This window comes from Citrobacter sp. Ce104 (assembly GCF_030334595.1).
Lineage (GTDB): Bacteria > Pseudomonadota > Gammaproteobacteria > Enterobacterales > Enterobacteriaceae > Citrobacter > Citrobacter europaeus.
In genome coordinates this window covers 148,702-168,188 of the sequence record NZ_JAOWDP010000068.1, presented here as the reverse complement: position 1 = coordinate 168,188, position 19,487 = coordinate 148,702, and the positions used below count along the sequence as shown (strand labels likewise).

The window sequence follows — 19,487 nt, the reverse complement described above, 5'->3', positions numbered from 1 at the left end:
CTGCGCCTTACCCGGCCTACAGATTAATGCGCTTTACTGGCCATGATCTCAATGATCTGCTTGTCGGTTTCCTGCATAGAACGACACGCCAGCGCGCACAGGTTACTGATAGATTGCTCCACGTTATGCGCCACAATCCCTTCATTGCCGGTTACAGCGGTATCATCCAGCGCCATCAGCACCGCTTTCCACGCCGCAGATGCACTGGTTGAGACTTTCATCGCACAGCTGTTCGAAGCGCCATCACAAATCATCCCGCTTACGTCGCCAATCATGCTGCTGATCGCCATCGCGATAGTGTTGTAGCGACCATCAACGATCCATGCCATCCCCGCCGCGGCGCCCATCGCCGCCGTGGTTGCCGCACACAGTGCAGACAAACGCGGGAGCTGATGATGGATGTAGATAGCACTCAGGTGAGACAACATCAGCGCACGCGCCAGTTTCTCTTCATCCGCGCCAAAGTGCTCGGCCACCACCATGACCGGAACGGTGGCGGTAATCCCCTGATTACCGGAGCCGGAGTTGCTCATGGCCGGCAGCGTCGCCCCGCCCATTCGCGCATCCGATGCCGCGCTAGTACGGATCAGAATAGAGGTGGAGAGATCGTTCGCCAGCAGGCCACGCGCACATTGCTTCTCAAGCGTGGTTCCGATGTGCAAGCCCCAGTTACCGCGCAGCCCTTCCTGAGACAGTGCACCGTTCAGTTTTGCCGCATCGAGAATGAAGCGGATTGACTCAAACGGTACCGCGTTCACGAACGCCAGAATCTCTTCCAGCGACGTGTGAGACAGTACCGCCAGCGGTGACTCCTGCTCCTCTTCCTCAGCGTTCTGTTCTGTGGTGAACACCACGCCTTTATTGGTCTCGATGCAGACAATGTTGGTATGACCGCCCACAATCGTTACGCACGCCCATCCTTCAGTGCCGTAAACCTTCGCGCGGGAAAAGAGGATATCCTCGCAAGGCTCCTGCAGCATCACAGCAACCTTCCCTGCGGTCAGCATCGCTTTCGCATCGGCGATCGCTTGTGGCGACGCGTCTTTCAGTACCTCTAAACCGGCGCGGGCATTTCCACCCAGCGCACCCAGCGCTGCCGCGACAGGCAACCCGACCATTCCGGTACCCGGCACGGTAACGCCCATGCCGTTTTTCATCAGGTTCGGTGAGACCCACGCATCAATGCGTTCAACCGCGCCGCCCAGCTCAGCGGCTGCGACCGCTGCCGCCAGAGCCAGAGAGATAGGTTCCGTACAACCCAGCGCAGGCTTAACTTCTTCCTGCACCGCGCGGATAAAACTATCCCATAATGGATTCAATGTAGTCTCAAACATAACAACAACCTTTGCTCAGATATCTCAGGAAAATGCCAGGAACGGAGAAATGCACAGCAGCAGGCCCGTGATAATAATCAGATACAGGGAAGCGCCTTTGTATTTGTGCAGTGCAGGAACTTTGTAAACCAGCCAGGCCGGGATCAGACAACCCACCATGCCGAAAATAGGGCTACAAATAGAGGTGAAGCTCAGTACCGGTGCATTCAGCACAATTGCGCTCCACGCCAACAGGATGGCGAAAACCATAATGCCGCGCTGAACCAGGGTCTCATTGATTTTCTCTGCTGGCATTTTACGACGCAGAATGTTCATCACGATCCCCTGAGTGGCTTCACGGAAACCTAAGTAAACGCCGAAGAAAGCGGTCATAACGGCGAAAATGTTCAGAATAACGCTAACAATTTTCACCCAGCCCGCACCCGCACCGTTGATAAACTGCGCGGCAATCGCCAGAGCGGAAATGTTCTGCTCGTAGGCTTTAACCGCTTCGTCATGGCCCATCGCCAGCGTGAAGGAAACGGCGTAGAAAAAGACGGTAACAAACAGGATACCGAACGCAATGTTCATAGCACGCAGGGCTTTATGGCGCGCCACTTCAATGGATTTATTGCGAGAACGGTATGAGATAACCATCGGGCTTAAGGTCTGAATAAACAGAATCGAGGTCAGCGTGAACGGCAGCGTGATGATCGCATTTTTGATCAGCAACGCCATCGGCGGCAGTGAACCTGCGTTATGCAGATGCCACATCCCCACCATTGATACGCCAAGCGCTGCAACCACCAGTAGCTTGGTCAGTACCATGCCAGTGGAGATTTTAAACAGCATTTGTTCACCGCGTGACGAGAGGGCAACCAGGATGCAAATCAGCACCAGTCCATAAAACGGGCTGTCGGACAGCAAACCTTCAGTAACGCCAAAAGTGTGCAGGTAGGAGGCGCTATCGTTGGTAATGGCGGTGGAATAAACAAACATCCAGATAACCAGCATCACAAAATACAACGCACCTAACAGGATGCCCCAGTTCTTACCCAGATAGCCGCTGATCACGCTCGGATAGTCTTTACACTCTGGGGACTCAGCCAGCGTATTAATAAACAGCCGCTGGAACAGATACATGGCTGGGTAGCCGATGATAGAGGAGAGCAAGAACACCCACAGCCCCATCAGCCCTACCTGGACAGGAAGAAAAACAATCCCCGCGCCAATTGCCATACCGATACTCATAATGACCCAGCCGGTGTCCGTGCTGTCGAATTTAATGGCTTCGCGCCATTCACTTTCGGTCATTCCCGCCCGGCGAGCCGGAGCAGACGCGTCGAGTATTACGCTGTTATTTGTTGTTGTTTCCATAATTTCCCGCTCAATGTGTAGGTAGAGGTTTTTATATTTTTTTGTACTGCCTCAATGCGATACGCAGTACTAAGGTGCAGGCGAGCTATTGGAGTAATGAGGAAATCATACGCGCAGGGTCAGAGAAAAACTTCACAAACAAACCCCTGTAATTTCTAAAAGTTAAGAAATATTTTCTCTTTTAAACTCACATAAAGAATTTAATTTCTAATTTTGAAGCCGATCACAACAAAAAAGGTGCACTAAAGTGCACCTTTTTATTCTACTATGTTGATTAATTCATTCATGGCCGGATGGCGGCGCTTACGCCTTATCCGGCCTACAAACGCACCCTTTCATCTCAGGTACAAACCACTTTAATCGCCAGGCCACCGCGCGACGTTTCACGGTATTTGTCGTTCATATCTTTGCCTGTTTCATACATGGTCTCGATCACCTTATCGAGCGACACGCGTGGCTCTGACGTCCGACGTAGCGCCATACGCGCGGCGTTGACGGCTTTTACCGCGTTGATCGCATTACGCTCAATGCACGGTATTTGCACCTGTCCGGCGACCGGGTCGCAGGTCAGCCCCAGGTTATGCTCCATGGCGATTTCAGCCGCAATACAAACCTGCGACGGGCTACCGCCAAGCAACTCTGTCAGCCCGGCTGCCGCCATTGAACAGGCCACGCCAATCTCACCCTGACAGCCCACCTCAGCACCAGAAATAGAGGCGTTCATCTTATACAGCGCGCCTATCGCCCCCGCGGCCAGCAAATAGCGGGCAATGGAGTTCGCATTCACCGGACGACGGAACTTGTCGTAATAGGCCAGGACAGCAGGGATAATCCCACATGCACCGTTGGTCGGTGCCGTGACAACCCGGCAACCGGCGGCGTTTTCTTCGCTCACGGCCAGCGCGAACATGTTGATCCAGTCAATCACGTTCATCGGGTCGCTGGACAAATTATCACTGGAAACCAGCAACCGACGTAATGCCACGGCGCGACGCGGAACGTTAAGCGGGCCCGGCAGGACGCCTTCGGTGTTCATACCGCGTTCGATCCCGGCGTGCATGACGTCCCAGATGGCGGCAAAGCCAGCATCGATTTCTTCTTTGCTGCGCATCGCCAGTTCGTTTTGCATCATCAAGCCGGAAACAGACAGCCCGTTGCGCTCACACAGTTTCAGCAGTTCGCTGGCGGAATGAAAATTGTAGGGCACGTGTGCTTCAACATCATGCGCCTGACCAAATTGCTCCTCTTCAACGATAAAACCACCGCCGACGGAGTAATAGATTTTGCTTAGCAGCGTCTCGGTGCCGTTCCACGCGGTGATACGCATGCCATTTTCATGGCGCGGCAGCGTTTCGCTATGAAAGAGAATATTTTTATCTGGAGAGAAATCGACAACATGCGTGCCCTCTGCAACCGGTAAACGTCCGGTACGGGCCACTTCCTGAATAAAACCAGCGATTGAATCTATATTAACGTTTTGCGGACTGTTACCGGCCAGTCCCATTATGATGGCGACATCTGTCGCATGACCTTTTCCGGTCAGGGAGAGCGAGCCGTAAAGATCGACCACAATATGCGTGGTTCTGGGAAGTTCTCCGCTGCTGACCAACAGATCGATAAAGCTTTTACCTGCGTTCATTGGCCCCACGGTATGGGAGCTGGAAGGTCCAATGCCAATCTTAAAAATATCGAATGCGCTAATCATATCCACACCCTCGGATTGCCGTTCAGTGAAGACCAGGTTTCACACTCATTAAGGATCGGGGCGATCCTGCGATCGCCCCGCAAGGGATTACAGCGTGTCGCCACGTACGGCGATGGCTTCAATCTCGAGCTTCACATCCTTGGGTAAGCGGGCGACCTGTACGCAGCTGCGCGTAGGGTAAATTGCCTTATGCTCATCAAAGAACTGCTGGTACACCTGGTTAATGGTGGCGAAATCGTTCAGGTCGGATACGAAAACGGTCGTCTTCACGATATCGCTCACTTTCAAACCTGCGGACTCGACGATCGCTTTCACGTTTTCCAGGCTTTGACGCGCCTGATCGGCCACGTTTTCTGCCACTTCACCGGTCTGTGGACATACCGGGATTTGACCTGACGTCAACACCATACTGCCCAGATCCACACCCTGTACGTAAGGCCCGATGGCCCCTGGCGCACATTCGGTTGCAATAACTTTTCTCATAGTCCCTCCGGCGTCAGAGCGCCTGGGTGAAAGTACGTGAAATAACATCCTGCTGCTGTTCGCGGGTCAGCGCGTTGAAGCGCACCGCATAGCCAGACACGCGGATCGTCAGGTTCGGATAGTTTTCCGGGTGCTCAATGGCATCCATCAACATTTCACGGTTCATAACGTTAACGTTCAGATGCTGCCCGCCTTCCACATGCGCTTCATGGTGGAAGTAACCGTCCAGCAGACCGACCAGGTTGGTTTTACGCACCCCATCCTCTTTGCCCAGTGCAGCCGGCACAATGGAGAAGGTGTATGAGATACCGTCTTTGGCATAGGTAAACGGCAGTTTGGCGACCGACGTTAACGACGCCACCGCACCTTTACGATCGCGGCCGTGCATCGGGTTAGCCCCTGGCGCAAACGGCGTACCAGCGCGACGTCCGTCCGGCGTGTTACCGGTTTTCTGTCCGTACACCACGTTGGAGGTGATGGTCAGAATAGACTGCGTTGGCACCGCGTTACGGTAGGTTGGCAACACCTTAATTTTCTTCATAAAGCGTTCGACCAGGTCGCAGGCAATACTGTCTACGCGCTCGTCGTTGTTGCCGTATTGCGGATAGTCGCCTTCGATTTCGAAATCAACGGCCAGACCATTTTCATCGCGAATCGGTTTCACGCGAGCATATTTGATAGCCGACAGAGAATCCGCCGCCACGGACAGACCCGCCATACCGCAGGCCATCGTGCGATAGACATCGCGATCGTGCAGCGCCATCAGCGAAGCTTCGTAGCTGTACTTGTCGTGCATGTAGTGGATGATGTTCAGCGCGCTGATGTACTGCACGGCCAGCCAGTCCATAAAGTGGTCCAGGCTCTCCATCACCGTGTCGTAGTCCAGCACGTCATCCATCAGCGGAGCCGTTTTCGGGCCGACCTGGATTTTCAGTTTCTCATCCACGCCGCCGTTGATTGCGTACAGCAACGTTTTGGCGAGGTTTGCACGCGCACCGAAGAACTGCATTTGTTTGCCGATAACCATCGGGCTGACGCAGCAGGCAATGGCATAGTCATCGCTGTCAAAGTCGGCGCGCATCAAATCGTCGTTTTCATACTGTAAAGACGAGGTGATGATAGACACCTGGGCGGCGTACTTTTTGAAGGCAATCGGTAGCTGCTCAGACCACAGTACAGTCAGGTTCGGCTCAGGCGCCGGGCCCATGGTGTGCAGCGTATGCAGGTAACGGAACGAGTTTTTCGTCACCAGCGTGCGGCCATCCAGCCCCATGCCGCCGATAACTTCGGTCGCCCAGATAGGGTCGCCTGAGAACAACGTGTCGAATTCCGGCGTACGCAGGAAGCGCACCATACGGATCTTCATAATGAAGTGGTCGATCAGTTCCTGCGCCTGCTGCTCGTTTAAGATACCCGCTTTGAAATCGCGCTCAATGTAGATGTCGAGGAACGATGCGGTACGGCCCAGCGACATAGCGCCGCCGTTCTGCGATTTCACCGCAGCCAGGTAAGCAAAGTACACCCACTGCACCGCTTCCTGCGCATTACGCGCCGGACGGGAGATATCGCAGCCGTATTTCGCCGCCATTTCCTGCATTTGCAGCAGAGCGCGGCGGTGCTCAGACAGTTCTTCGCGCAGACGAATCGTGGCTTCAAGATTCTGGCCCCACTCCAGGTTAGACTGGAGATCGGCAAACTGCAGTTCACGCTCGCGCACCAGGTAGCGGATACCGTACAGCGCGACGCGGCGATAATCACCGATGATACGACCACGACCGTAACCATCCGGCAGGCCGGTCAGCACGCCGGATTTACGGCAGCGCAGCATATCCGGAGAGTAGGCGTCGAATACGCCCTGGTTATGGGTTTTACGCAGTTCAGTAAACTGGTATTCAAAATCAGCATCCATCTCACGACCATAAGCATCAAAAGAGCTTTTGATCATGTTGATGCCGCCAAACGGATGCAGAGCACGCTTGAGCGGCTTATCCGTTTGCAAACCGACGATTTTTTCCAGTTCTTGTTCAATATAACCCGCATCATGAGCGGTTATCGTGGTGGCAATATTGGTATCGAAATCAACCGGCGCGTGCGTCGAGTTTTCAATACGGATGCCCGCCATGACTTTTTCCCACAACGCAGTGGTCGCAGGCGTAGCTTCGGCGAGGAAAGATTCATCCCCTTCATAAGGCGTATAGTTGTGCTGAATAAAATCACGGACATTAATTTCTTCTTTCCAGTCCGTACCTTTAAAGCCATTCCAGGCTTCGGCATACAGCATATCGCTGGTATCGATATTTACCTTCATGAAAAATAATCTCTCTGCTGAAAATTAATTATGCAAATTCTACTGGTGTATTAATTTTGCCTAACGCAATGGCATCACGCGCAATCATTTTCTCTTCATTTGTGGGAATTACCGCACAAATAACACGAGCATCTTTATTAGAGATAATTCTTTCGCCATGGGAATTTGGCAGGCTATTCATCTCGCTGTCGATATTCACCCCTAAAACGGCGAGGTGTTCAATAACCAGACGACGAATTAATACCGAGTTCTCACCGATTCCACCGGTGAAAATAATCCCATCAAGACGATGCAGTGATGCGGCATGTCCAGCGATATGACGTGCAATACGATGCACAAACGTTTTAATCGCCAACTGCGCACGCTCATGTCCCTCGTGCCAGGCTTTTTCTAACGTACGTAAGTCAGAGGACAAACCGGAAATACCCAGTAAACCGGACTCTTTATTCACTACACGCTCAAGGTCGCTCAGCGTCTGGTTGGTTTCGCTGGCAATCCACGCCATCGCGCCGAAATCGACGTCGCCGCTGCGTGTGCCCATCATCAGCCCTTCCAGCGGCGTCATGCCCATTGAGGTATCAACGCTCTGTCCGTTACGTACCGCACAAATTGACGCGCCGTTCCCCAGATGCGCCACAACCAGACCTGAGTCATCGTGTTGCAGCTCGAGAAGCTCATGCGCTCGCTGAGAAACATAGCGGTGCGACGTGCCGTGGAAACCGTAACGACGAACGCCCAACTCCTCAAAATATTTCCACGGTAAACCGTACAGATAGGCCTCAGGAGCCATCGTCTGGTGGAAGCTGGTATCAAATACCGCGACCTGCTGCACGCCTGGGAAAAGGTGCTGAGCGGACTCGATCCCACTGAGGTTCGCATAATTATGTAACGGCGCTAAAGGCGATACCCGGCGAATATTGTCGATAACTTCCTCAGTAATAATTGCTGATTCGGTAAAGATATTTCCGCCGTGGGCAATGCGGTGGCCAATTAAGGCCACGCTGTCCATTAAATTACGTTTCTCCAGTTCAACGGCAATTGCTTTTAATGCGTCTTCGTAGCTGTGGTGAGCCAGCTTAGCTGGCTCTCCTCCATTAATTGCTATGAACGCATTTTCAGAGTTAATACCGTCTGCAATTCCCGCCATTAAAACGTCACAGTTTGCTGCATCCAGCACTGAGAATTTAATGGAGGATGAACCACAGTTAATAACCAGTACTACCGGAAACTCATTCATTTCACTACTCCGCTCATCCTGAGCTTAAGGATTAAAACAGTTTGTAGACGATGTTCAGGATGGTCAGCAGACCAATCGCGGTAACAAACACGTTATCCAGACGGCCACGGTATTTCGCCAGTGATGGCGCTTTACGGATGGCGTACATCGGCAGCAGGCAGAGCAGAGAGGCAATAATCGGCGCGCCCATTGCTTCAATCAGGTCCAGGATGTTCGGGTTGGCGTAAGCCACAACCCAGGTGGAACCCATGATGAAGATCATGCTGATGGTATTAAGTTTGCCGGCAGAAACTTTTGTTTTATCGCCTTTGTAACCAAACTTCAGCACCAGACCGTTCAGTCCTTCCAGCGTGCCCAGATAGTGGCCGAAGAAAGATTTGAAGATAGCAACCAGTGCGATGATTGAAGCACCGTATTCCAGAACGGTCGCGAAGGTGGACTTCGTACCGGACAGTGAAGCGAAGTGGTTCGCCAGGTAAGAAAGTACCGGAATGTTTTGCGCTTTCGCATCCGCCATGTTTGCCGGAGACAGCGTGAACAGGCAGCTAAAGGCGAAGAACATAACCACGGCAACCATCAACATACTGGCGCGGGAGATGATTTTGGAACATTTCTGCTCGGTGAACTCGCGACCAAAATCTTTCTCATACTCTTCGCGTTTAGACACCACGAAGGAAGAAACGATAGGTGAGAAGTTGAAAGAGAACACCATGATGGAAATACCCAGCCACACGGTAACCAGGATGCCGTCATGGCCAGTCAGTGCGATATTGCTGAGATCAACCTGATCGATAACCGCAGAGTTCCAGTAAGGGATCAGAGACAGAGAAATAAGCACCAGGCTGGCAATAAACGGCCATACCAGGAAGCTCATCACTTTAACCATCAGATCTTTACCGAACCAGATGACGAATGCCATCAGCAGCAGCAGGAACAGTGCCACGAAGCCACGGTTTAACGCGGGCATCTGCAACTGGTTTTCCCAGAAGGTCATAAAGGTGTTGGTAATGGTGACGCCATAAATCCACAGCAGCGGACAAATTGCAAAGAAGTAGAGGAACGTGATAACCACGCCGCCCGTTTTACCAAAGTGCTCTTCAACCGTTTCTGTGATGTTACCGGAAGGATTAGAACCGGAAAGACACAGGCGTGCCAGCGCACGGTGGCAATAGAAGGCAATGGGGTATGCCAGCACCAGCATGATCAGAATGGGGATCAGTCCGCCAAAACCTGCGCGGATAGGGAAGAACAGCACCCCTGCGCCGATGGCTGTACCAAATAAACCCAGTGTCCAGGTGGTGTCCGATTTGCGCCAGGACGACTGTTTTGTCTGGCTGGATACAATGCTATCAGTAGTACTCATATCCTATCCTCAACGAAGTATATTAAGCGTCAACTAAACCAGTAATTTGAGATACACGAGAAAGGTCGATATTACCGCCAGAAATAATGCTGACTGTTTTTCTGTTCTGGATATAGCTATCTAATTTCCCGCTTAATAATGCTGCGCATGCCAGCGCGCCGGCACCTTCAGTCACAACTTTATTTCGCTGAATTAATGCCACCATGCTGTTGCGAATTTCATCTTCGCTGACCAGGACAATGTCATCCACCAACTCACGAACAATTTCATACGTTAAAGTACCCGGGCGGGAAACGTCACAACCATCCGCCAGGGTGCCGGTCGTTCGGTGCGTGGTTATTTCTCCAGCGTGGAAAGAAGCCGCCATGCCGTGAACGTTTTCAGACTGCACGCCAATAATTTTAATGGTCGGGTTAATAGACTTAATTGCCACCGCAATACCAGCAATCAGTCCGCCACCGCCAATTGGCACAATCACGTTATCGACATCGTACAGATCTTCCAGAATTTCCAGACCAATAGTCCCCTGACCAGCGATGACTTTCGGATCATCATATGGCGGAATAAAGATACGGCCTTCCGTTTCCACAATCTCGCTAACCTTAGCGATGGTGTCGTTGAAGTTGTCGCCGTGCAGCACAACTTCTGCGGAATAATCACAGGTTGCAGCAACTTTAGACTTCGGCGCGCCTTTCGGCATCACCACTTTGCCGTCGATTCCGAGCATAGCGCAGGAGAGAGAAACGCCTTGCGCATGGTTACCTGCAGAGCAAGCCACCACACCCTTACATCTTTCAGCTTCGGTTAATGAACTGAGCTTGTTAAACGCGCCACGGATTTTAAATGAACCGGTACGCTGCATGTTTTCAAACTTGAGGAAAATTTCCCCTTTGCAACGTTCACTAAAATAGTTAGAGCGAGGCATTCCCGTTTTATAAATTTTCCCCGCCAGTCTTTTTTTCGCTTCGAGGATATCTTCAATTGCAACTGGGAGATCGTATGTAATGTGCATTAGAACCTCTTACTAGGGTATTAAAGTAAATAGATAGCCGTGACCATTGTCAGATATAGACAGATGGCGTTGATTTCGTGTTAAAACAAATTCAATCTTTAATCAATTTCAATTAATTGCCTTCGTCTCCGACAATTATATGATGAATATTCTTTGGCTAATTCCACCAAAATAGATGCTGCTTTTTTAATTCGATAATTTTTCGACCATACGGCGGCATAACGTGCGACGGGTAAGGTTTCTTCTACCGGGATAGTAATAAACTGGTTTGAGCCAAACGGTGTGGTCATATCGCAGGGAATTACTGTTAAGAAATCAGCACTGAGAACAAGATTATAAATCGTAACGACGGAGTCTGTATTAACGATGTTTTCACTGCTGATGCCATTATTCTGTAACGTGGTAAGAAGTTCGCTGTAGTAACCCATATTCGTTTGTGGCAACACCCACTGTTCGTTTTTCAACGCGCTCAGCGAGGTGATGCCGGTGCATGTTCGGGACTTGCTGGCGACCAGGATAAAGTCTGACTCAAAGAGCGGCTCAACGTGCAGATCGTGCAGTTTCATCTCATCACTCAGCGTACCGATAGCGAAGTCCAGACGTCCGTCACGAATCGCCGGTAAGAAGGAGGAGAGCTGAGCTTCATACATAGAAACCTGCGCTTTCGGAAACACTTCTTTGAATTTTTTAATCATGCCGGACATGATGGTGAAGGCAATCAGTGAAGGAAAGCCAAACGACACATCAACGACCGCGTTGCTCGTCATGCTGTTCATCTCATCAACCATGTTTTTCATTTCACGGGTAATAGATTCAGACCATGAGAGCATCACCTGACCTGCCTGAGTTAATGTCACACCAGTATTTTTACGTACAACTAACTCAATACCGAAATAAGCTTCTACATCATTAATGATTTTGCTGACAGCCGGTTGAGTTAAACCTAATTCTTTTGCAGCTGAGCCGATAGAACCACTTCTAATGACTTCCTGAAAGACCACTAAGTGCTGTGTTTTAGGGAGTGTAATAGTATTCATATCGACCTACGCTAATTACTTTGTTGACGGCAGGAAGTGTACCAAATTAAGCGAACAAGGATATGTGCTACCACTCACAAATCCCCTTGACTTACATTTTGTAAGACTATTATGAAAATTGAAATCACTTAATAATCATATAGATATGAAATATTGATCTCACTTTATCCTGACTTTAATCAAAAAAAGATGGGGGGATAACGATTTTTTATGGCTATAACGACATCATTTTCCCTGCTATTTCTTAAATCCATGAAAGGCTATATTTCAATCAATTACAGAGTAATTATCAGGCAAAACGGTGCTTAAATTTAATAAGCAATTTATCAAAAATAATTTGATTTTATTGTTTATAGTGATTAAATAACGTTATGCATCACGTTTTTCGACCTTATTTGTTTGTAAAGAAACATTACATTTATCAATATTTAAAACAATGAAAACAAACCATCACCATACGTAACATTATTATAACACTTGTTTTGCGCACTTTGTCAGCAACTAATTTTGTGATAGCGATCGATTGCGCGTGATTATTCTCGGAAAAAACGTATCGCATAGCGTTTTGTGTTGTCCATCACAAAACAAGAAATATCCCGAGAGACATTTCCTCTTATAAAAGAAGCCAGCAACATAAATAAGAACTAAATAAAGATTAGATGAATGGAAAATAAAACGCCAGATTCGGGGTAAACCAATCGCAATACTATCAGGAAAATATTTGCCGGATGGCGGTGTAAACACCTTATCCGGCCTACCAAACCAGTTCCACCCATCCCAGTAGGCCTGATAAGCGTAGCGCCATCAGGCATGACAACCAGCTCATACAGCAAAAAACCCGCCGAAGCGGGGTTTTATAAAGAGTGAAGCTGATCGATAAGCCGCGTTCTTTTGAGCATAGCGTCGTGGACAGTCATTCATCCAACCTGCCCAGAAAGCAAAAACCCCGCCGAAGCGGGGTTTTATAAAGAGTGAAGCTGACCGATAAGCCGGGTTCTGTCGTGGACAGTCATTCATCTAGGCCAGCAATCGCTCACTGGCTCAAGCAGCCTACCCGGGTTCAGTACGGGCCGTACCTTGTGAACCCCTATTTGGCCTTGCTCCGGGTGGAGTTTACCGTGCCACGGACTGTTACCAGCCGCGCGGTGCGCTCTTACCGCACCCTTTCACCCTTACCTGATCCCACTTACGTGGGCCATCGGCGGTTTGCTCTCTGTTGCACTGGTCGTGGGTTTCCCCCCCAGGCGTTACCTGGCACCCTGCCCTATGGAGCCCGGACTTTCCTCCCCTCCGCCCGTCTCCCCCGAAGAGGACGACGACGAAGCGGCGACTGTCTGGTCAGCTTCGGCGCGCAGTATAGAGGGTTTGCGGAGCAATGTCACCCCGCACTGCGTATTCCTATCGCCAACGTGGCGGCGATGTTTCTTGAAGCGCGATAAATATTATCAAATGCCCCACGGAAGGCCTCTTCCAGCGTGCCGATGCTGGTCAATACGCTAAACACCGCATCGATACCATATTGATGCACCACCTCTACATCGCGCGTCAGGCTGCCGCCAATACCAATGACTGGCTTGTGGTACTTCTTCGCGACGTTCGCCACACCCACCGGTACTTTGCCGTGAATGCTCTGGCTGTCGATCCGCCCTTCGCCGGTCACCACCAGCGTACAGTCGTGAATATGCTCTTCCAGATTGAGCGCCTGGGTCACAATCTCGATACCGCTGCGCAGCTCCGCGCCTAAAAAAGCCATTAACGCTGCGCCCATTCCGCCAGCAGCACCGGAGCCGGGCACGTCTTTCACATCAACTCGCAGAGACTTTTTAATAATGTCAGCATAGTGAGACAGATTACGGTCCAGTTCGAGAATGCGTTCTTCCGTCGCCCCTTTCTGCGGTCCAAAAATGCGCGAAGCGCCAGAATCGCCAATGAGTGGATTAGTCACATCGCAGGCCACGCGAATGGAACAGGTTTTTAAGCGCGGATCCAGACCCGAGATATCGATAGTATTCAGACTCATCAGGCTTCCGCCACCGTAGCCAATCTCTGTCCCGTTGGCATCGCAAAGTTTCGCCCCCAGCGCCTGCACCATACCCGCGCCACCGTCGTTAGTCGCACTGCCGCCAATGCCTATAATGATGCTCTGCGCACCGCTATCCAACGCCTGCAAAATCAACTCCCCGGTGCCACGCGACGTAGTGACTAAAGGGTTGCGCTTTTCAGGAGGAACCAACGCCAGACCACTGGCTGCCGCCATTTCGATAAACGCGGTTTTACCGTCCCCGGACATGCCCCAGCAGGCATTCACTTTTTCGCCCAGCGGCCCCGTCACCCACGCTGAATGTTCACTCCCTTGCGTCGCGGCAATCATAGCTTCGACCGTTCCTTCACCGCCATCGGCAACCGGAACAGAAACATATTGCGCATCGGGGAAAATTTCCCGAAATCCTTTTTCTATCGCCTGAGCTACCTCGGTGGCAGAAAGGCTTTCTTTATAAGAGTCTGGGGCAATTACGATTTTCATAGTTATGTAGCCTGACTGTGCCGCGCAAGGCAAGAAATACAGGGCGCGCATCCGCGCCCTTCTTGTTAGCGAGTGACTTCCACTTTCGCCAGTTTTTCGTAGTAGCATGCGAGTGCGCTGTGATCGGCTGTCCCCAATCCATCTGCGCGGAGCGCCTGCATCATCTCCATAACTGCAGCAGTCAGCGGCAACTGGGCGCCAACGCCATGAGAGGTATCCAGCGCATTCGCCAGATCTTTGATATGCAGGTCAATACGGAAGCCTGGTTTAAAGTTGCGGTCCATCACCATCGGTGCTTTCGCGTCGAGCACGGTGCTTCCCGCCAGCCCGCCACGGATCGCCTGATACACCAGATCCGGGTTCACACCCGCTTTGGTCGCCAACGTCAGCGCTTCAGACATCGCGGCAATGTTCAGCGCCACAATGACCTGATTCGCCAGCTTGGTGACGTTACCCGCGCCAATTTCACCGGTATGCACCACGGAGCCTGCCATCGCTTTCAGCAGATCGTAGTACTTGTCGAAGATCGCTTTATCACCACCAACCATCACCGACAACGTGCCGTCAATCGCTTTTGGCTCGCCGCCGCTGACCGGCGCATCCAGCATATCCACGCCTTTCGCTTTCAGCGCATCGCTAATTTCACGGCTGGCTAACGGCGCGATGGAGCTCATGTCGATAAGCACTGTGCCCGGCTTCGCCCCTTCAATAATGCCGCCTTCACCCAGCGCCACTTCTTTCACATGCGGAGAGTTCGGCAGCATGGTGATGATCACGTCGCACTGCTCGGCAATTTCTTTCGCCGTGGCGGCAGTTTCAGCGCCTGCGGCAATCACTTGTGCAATGGATTCCGGGTTACGGTCAGCAACCACCAGCGAGTAACCTGCCTTGAGGAGGTTTTTACTCATTGGTTTACCCATGATACCGAGGCCAATAAAACCAACTTTCATTGTCATGTCTTTATCTCTCTCTACTGTCGATGGTGGTTATTTCTTAAAAGAATCAGCCAGTTTCTGCGTGGCTGAACGGAACACGCCAAGGTCGCTGCCAACGGCAACAAACGTCGCGCCCCACTCCAGATAACGACGTGCATCCGCCTCTACCGGGGCCAGAATGCCGCTTGGTTTGCCATGTGCTTTCGCGCGGGCAAAAATGTGCTGGATAGCTTTCTGCACATCAGGATGTGACGCATTGCCAAGGTGGCCTAGCGCCGCAGCCAGATCGCTTGGGCCGACGAAGACACCGTCAACGCCTTCTGTCGCCGCGATTGCGTCAACGTTATCAACGCCCTGCTGACTTTCGATCTGCACGATGATCGTGATGTTCTTATTCGATTGCGCAAAGTAGTCCGGTACGGTGCCAAACATATTGGCGCGATGGGATACGGACACGCCGCGAATACCTTCCGGCGGATAGCGGGTCGATGCCACGGCGTTTACCGCCTCTTCTTCCGTCTCAACGAACGGGATCAGGAAGTTGTAAAACCCGATATCCAGCAGGCGCTTGATGATTACCGGCTCGTTGGTCGGTACGCGCACTACCGGTGCGCTGGCGCTGCCTTTCAGCGCCATCAATTGCGGGATAAACGTCGAGATATCGTTCGGCGCGTGTTCGCCGTCCAGCACCAGCCAGTCAAACCCCGCCAGGCCTAAAACTTCAGTGCTGATTGGGCTGGCTAATGCAGACCAGCAGCCAATCTGAATCTGTTGCGCCGCGAGGGCCGCTTTAAACTTATTCGGGAAAATCGTGTTATTCATCGCCTATACCTTTGTTTATTTCTGCAATTCCATACGTTTAATGTCACCGACAATAAACAGGTAGCAAACCATTGCCATCAGCGCCGAACACCCTACAAACATCAGCGCAGCATTAAATGAGTGCAGCTCGCTCACCAGATACCCAATCACCAGCGGAGTGACGATGGAAGCCACGTTACCAAATACGTTAAATACCCCACCGCACAGACCGACAATCTCTTTCGGCGCGGTATCGGAAATTACCGGCCATCCCAGCGCCCCGAAGCCTTTGCCGAAGAACGCCAGCGCCATCAGTGCGACCACCAGGGTGGTGTTATCGGTGTAGTTACACAGAATAATGGTCGACGCGAGCAGCATGCCGAGCACAATCGGCAGCTTACGCGCCAGTGTGATACTGAAGCCACGTTTAATCAGATAATCAGAGAACACGCCGCCAAGCACACCACCGGCGAATCCGCACAACGCCGGAATCGAAGCTACCAGGCCAACTTTGAGGATCGACATGCCTTTTTCCTGTACCAGGTAAATCGGGAACCAGGTGAGGAAAAACCAGGTAATTGTGTTGATAAAATACTGGCCGAAGAACACGCCAAGCATCATACGGTTAGTGAGCAACTGCTTGATATAATGCAGTTTAGGGCCACCTGACTTCACATCGCCCGGCTTTTTGTGGTCCATATCCACGACCGCGCCGTTTTCCGAGATAAACTTCAGTTCTTCTTGCGACATACGCGGATGATCGGTTGGGTTATGAATAAACTTTACCCACAGCCCGGTGAGCACAAAACCAATCACGCCCATTACGGTAAACACGTGCTCCCAGCCCCAGGCGAAGGTCAGCCAGCCGAGCAACGGAGAAAACAGCGCCAGGGAAAAATACTGCGCGGAATTAAAAATTGCGGATGCCGTACCGCGCTCTTTCGTCGGGAACCAGGCCGCCACGATACGAGCATTCGCCGGAAAGGACGGCGCTTCCGAGAAGCCCAGCATAAAGCGCATGATGAACATTGAAATACCCGCCCAGGCCAGCGGGAACATGTCCACAAAGCCTTGCAGGAAGGTGAACAGTGACCAGAAGAACAGACTGTATGTGTAGACTTTCTTCGAGCCGAATTTATCCAACAGCCAGCCACCGGGGATTTGCATCAACAGGTAAGCCCAGCCGAAGGCGGAGAAAATGTAACCCATAGAGATAGCGCTGAGCTGCAACTCTTTCGCTACTTCCGTGCCGGCAATAGATAGCGTCGCACGGTCCGCATAGTTAACGGCGGTAACGATAAATATTATCAGCAATATTAAATAACGGGTGTGCGTACCTTTCTTTTTCTCGACAACTGTATCCAGAATCATTCTAATTACCTCGGGTACATTAAATTTTTATTATTATTGAGTAGATATTCCTGGTGATAAATTACTGATAATTAGAACGCATAATAATTTATCAGACGCTATAAAACCGTGATTCAGTATAATCAGCAGCGTAACGTTAATCATTGTGCAAGCGCTCATTTATAACGCGTTATTAAATTAATGTTTTGGGCATATGCCCACACGCATGGGCGCTAATGCACACATTTACGTATTGCTGCCCCTGGTAGCCCGGCCTTGCTGAGTTTAAGTGATCATCGTCACATTCTTGGCATTAAACTCCTGACATTCTTATTTCACGATATCGAATCTTTATTACTTACAATTAGATTCAAAATATAAATATTCACACTATTATCACCACCTTGTTGGAGAATACTGGACAATGGCCGACATCGAAATCAGACAAGAATCGCCAACGGCGTTTTATATTAAAGTTCACGAAACAGATAATGTGGCGATAATTGTCAATGACAATGGTCTGAAAGCCGGGACGCGTTTTCCGGACGGACTGGAACTCATTGAACATATTCCCCAGGGCCATAAAGTGGCGCTACTGGATATTCCTGTTCACGGCGAAATTGTGCGTTATGGCGAAGTGATAGGCTATGCCATTCGCGATATCCCACGCGGCAGCTGGATTGATGAATCAATGGTTGAACTGCCCAAAGCTCCACCGCTGGAGACGCTGCCGCTGGCAACCAAAGTGCCAGAGCCGCTGCCGCCTCTGGAGGGCTATACCTTCGAAGGTTACCGCAATGCTGACGGTAGCATCGGCACCAAGAATCTGCTCGGCATCTCGACCAGTGTGCACTGCGTGGCGGGTGTGGTGGATTATGTGGTGAAAATCATTGAGCGCGATCTGTTGCCCAAATACCCGAACGTTGACGGCGTGGTGGGGCTCAATCACTTGTACGGCTGCGGCGTGGCGATCAATGCCCCAGCCGCCATTGTGCCGATTCGCACCATTCACAATATTGCGCTTAACCCGAATTTTGGCGGTGAAGTGATGGTCATCGGCCTCGGTTGTGAAAAACTACAGCCAGAGCGCCTGCTCGAAGGTACGCACGATGTGAAAAGTATTCCGGTCGACAGCGCCAGCGTCGTCAGCCTGCAGGATGAAAAGCACATTGGCTTTCAATCGATGGTTGCCGATATTTTGCAGGTGGCCGAACGCCATCTGGCAAAACTCAATCAGCGACAGCGTGAAACCTGCCCGGCATCAGAACTGGTGGTCGGCATGCAGTGCGGCGGCAGCGATGCATTTTCTGGCGTGACGGCCAACCCGGCGGTGGGTTATGCCTCCGACCTGTTAGTACGCTGCGGCGCGACTGTGATGTTCTCTGAAGTTACCGAAGTGCGCGATGCCATCCACCTTCTGACCCCAAGGGCGATTAACGAAGAAGTAGGTAAACGCCTGCTCGAAGAGATGGCCTGGTACGATAACTACCTGGATATGGGCAAAACGGATCGCAGCGCCAACCCTTCTCCGGGCAATAAGAAAGGCGGTCTGGCAAATGTGGTGGAAAAAGCGCTGGGCTCTATTGCCAAGTCCGGCAAGAGCGCCATTGTCGAAGTATTGTCGCCGGGTCAGCGTCCAACCAAACGTGGTCTGATTTACGCCGCAACCCCCGCCAGTGATTTTGTATGCGGTACGCAGCAGGTCGCTTCCGGGATCACCGTACAGGTGTTCACCACCGGTCGCGGTACGCCGTACGGCCTGATGGCCGTGCCGGTGATAAAAATGGCGACGCGTACTGAGCTGGCCAACCGTTGGTTTGACCTGATGGACATCAACGCAGGCACCATCGCCACCGGAGAAGAAACCATTGAAGACGTGGGTCTGAAACTGTTCGAGTTTATTCTCGACGTCGCCAGCGGACGTAAGAAAACCTTCTCAGATCAGTGGGGGCTGCACAACCAACTGGCGGTGTTTAACCCAGCGCCAGTGACTTGATTCCTGAAAGTTAAATTCGATTACAGGTCGGGGAAGTTCGCAAACT

14 protein-coding genes and 1 other RNA gene are annotated in these 19,487 nt (G+C 51.3%); 1 reads left to right on the top strand and 14 read right to left on the bottom strand.

What is annotated here, in order from left to right; translation table 11 throughout:
* Positions 1-23: 23 nt before the first annotated feature.
* From OGW16_RS19310 to garP, 14 genes are all read right to left on the bottom strand, one after another.
* A complete protein-coding gene (locus OGW16_RS19310) occupies positions 24-1,334 on the bottom strand; it encodes an L-cysteine desulfidase family protein (RefSeq protein WP_286518700.1) in 1,311 nt (436 codons plus the stop codon).
* Positions 1,335-1,358: 24 nt separating this feature from the next.
* Positions 1,359-2,690: an SLC5/6 family protein gene (locus OGW16_RS19305; protein ID WP_087052410.1), complete on the bottom strand. Its 1,332-nt coding sequence runs from the start codon at positions 2,688-2,690 to the stop codon at positions 1,359-1,361.
* 340 nt (positions 2,691-3,030) lie between these two features.
* Positions 3,031-4,395: an L-serine ammonia-lyase gene (tdcG, locus tag OGW16_RS19300; RefSeq protein ID WP_172862421.1), complete on the bottom strand. Its 1,365-nt coding sequence runs from the start codon at positions 4,393-4,395 to the stop codon at positions 3,031-3,033.
* Between the two features lie 87 nt (positions 4,396-4,482).
* Positions 4,483-4,878, bottom strand: a complete 396-nt coding sequence (locus OGW16_RS19295; RefSeq protein WP_003828585.1) for an enamine/imine deaminase — start codon at positions 4,876-4,878, stop codon at positions 4,483-4,485.
* A gap of 13 nt (positions 4,879-4,891) precedes the next feature.
* Positions 4,892-7,186: a formate C-acetyltransferase gene (gene pflB, locus OGW16_RS19290; RefSeq protein ID WP_043017750.1), complete on the bottom strand. Its 2,295-nt coding sequence runs from the start codon at positions 7,184-7,186 to the stop codon at positions 4,892-4,894.
* Positions 7,187-7,214: 28 nt separating this feature from the next.
* Positions 7,215-8,423, bottom strand: coding sequence for a propionate kinase (gene tdcD, locus OGW16_RS19285; protein ID WP_043017751.1), 1,209 nt, complete (start codon positions 8,421-8,423; stop codon positions 7,215-7,217).
* Between the two features lie 31 nt (positions 8,424-8,454).
* Positions 8,455-9,786, bottom strand: a complete 1,332-nt coding sequence (gene tdcC, locus OGW16_RS19280; protein WP_043017752.1) for a threonine/serine transporter TdcC — start codon at positions 9,784-9,786, stop codon at positions 8,455-8,457.
* 22 nt (positions 9,787-9,808) lie between these two features.
* Positions 9,809-10,798, bottom strand: coding sequence for a bifunctional threonine ammonia-lyase/L-serine ammonia-lyase TdcB (tdcB, locus tag OGW16_RS19275; protein ID WP_003828594.1), 990 nt, complete (start codon positions 10,796-10,798; stop codon positions 9,809-9,811).
* A gap of 98 nt (positions 10,799-10,896) precedes the next feature.
* On the bottom strand, positions 10,897-11,835 hold the full coding sequence (gene tdcA / locus OGW16_RS19270; RefSeq protein ID WP_047408417.1) for a transcriptional regulator TdcA: 939 nt from the start codon (positions 11,833-11,835) through the stop codon (positions 10,897-10,899).
* A gap of 969 nt (positions 11,836-12,804) precedes the next feature.
* An RNA gene (rnpB, locus tag OGW16_RS19265) (RNase P RNA component class A) lies at positions 12,805-13,181 on the bottom strand.
* Positions 13,182-13,213: 32 nt separating this feature from the next.
* Positions 13,214-14,359 carry a glycerate 2-kinase gene (garK, locus tag OGW16_RS19260; RefSeq protein ID WP_043018011.1) on the bottom strand — a complete coding sequence of 382 codons (1,146 nt, stop codon included), beginning with the start codon at positions 14,357-14,359 and terminating at the stop codon, positions 13,214-13,216.
* Between the two features lie 65 nt (positions 14,360-14,424).
* A complete protein-coding gene (garR, locus tag OGW16_RS19255) occupies positions 14,425-15,315 on the bottom strand; it encodes a 2-hydroxy-3-oxopropionate reductase (protein WP_043017754.1) in 891 nt (296 codons plus the stop codon).
* 30 nt (positions 15,316-15,345) lie between these two features.
* Complete coding sequence (gene garL / locus OGW16_RS19250; protein WP_005131731.1) at positions 15,346-16,116, bottom strand: 2-dehydro-3-deoxyglucarate aldolase; 771 nt, start codon at positions 16,114-16,116, stop codon at positions 15,346-15,348.
* 15 nt (positions 16,117-16,131) lie between these two features.
* Positions 16,132-17,466: a galactarate/glucarate/glycerate transporter GarP gene (gene garP / locus OGW16_RS19245; RefSeq protein ID WP_003024898.1), complete on the bottom strand. Its 1,335-nt coding sequence runs from the start codon at positions 17,464-17,466 to the stop codon at positions 16,132-16,134.
* Positions 17,467-17,869: 403 nt separating this feature from the next.
* Here garP and garD point away from each other — a divergent pair, with 403 nt between their 5' ends.
* Entirely contained in the window at positions 17,870-19,441 is a 1,572-nt protein-coding gene (gene garD / locus OGW16_RS19240) for a galactarate dehydratase (RefSeq protein WP_227093491.1), read from the top strand.
* Positions 19,442-19,487: the final 46 nt, after the last annotated feature.

Coding starts and splice junctions, on each gene's coding strand:
- OGW16_RS19305 (WP_087052410.1), bottom strand. CDS start 2,690: ATGGAAACAACAACAAATAACAGCGTAATACTCGACGCGTCTGCTCCG.
- garL (WP_005131731.1), bottom strand. CDS start 16,116: ATGAATAACACGATTTTCCCGAATAAGTTTAAAGCGGCCCTCGCGGCG.
- tdcB (WP_003828594.1), bottom strand. CDS start 10,798: ATGCACATTACATACGATCTCCCAGTTGCAATTGAAGATATCCTCGAA.
- tdcC (WP_043017752.1), bottom strand. CDS start 9,786: ATGAGTACTACTGATAGCATTGTATCCAGCCAGACAAAACAGTCGTCC.
- OGW16_RS19310 (WP_286518700.1), bottom strand. CDS start 1,334: ATGTTTGAGACTACATTGAATCCATTATGGGATAGTTTTATCCGCGCG.
- tdcG (WP_172862421.1), bottom strand. CDS start 4,395: ATGATTAGCGCATTCGATATTTTTAAGATTGGCATTGGACCTTCCAGC.
- tdcA (WP_047408417.1), bottom strand. CDS start 11,835: ATGAATACTATTACACTCCCTAAAACACAGCACTTAGTGGTCTTTCAG.
- pflB (WP_043017750.1), bottom strand. CDS start 7,186: ATGAAGGTAAATATCGATACCAGCGATATGCTGTATGCCGAAGCCTGG.
- garK (WP_043018011.1), bottom strand. CDS start 14,359: ATGAAAATCGTAATTGCCCCAGACTCTTATAAAGAAAGCCTTTCTGCC.
- tdcD (WP_043017751.1), bottom strand. CDS start 8,423: ATGAATGAGTTTCCGGTAGTACTGGTTATTAACTGTGGTTCATCCTCC.
- garD (WP_227093491.1), top strand. CDS start 17,870: ATGGCCGACATCGAAATCAGACAAGAATCGCCAACGGCGTTTTATATT.
- garR (WP_043017754.1), bottom strand. CDS start 15,315: ATGACAATGAAAGTTGGTTTTATTGGCCTCGGTATCATGGGTAAACCA.
- OGW16_RS19295 (WP_003828585.1), bottom strand. CDS start 4,878: ATGAGAAAAGTTATTGCAACCGAATGTGCGCCAGGGGCCATCGGGCCT.
- garP (WP_003024898.1), bottom strand. CDS start 17,466: ATGATTCTGGATACAGTTGTCGAGAAAAAGAAAGGTACGCACACCCGT.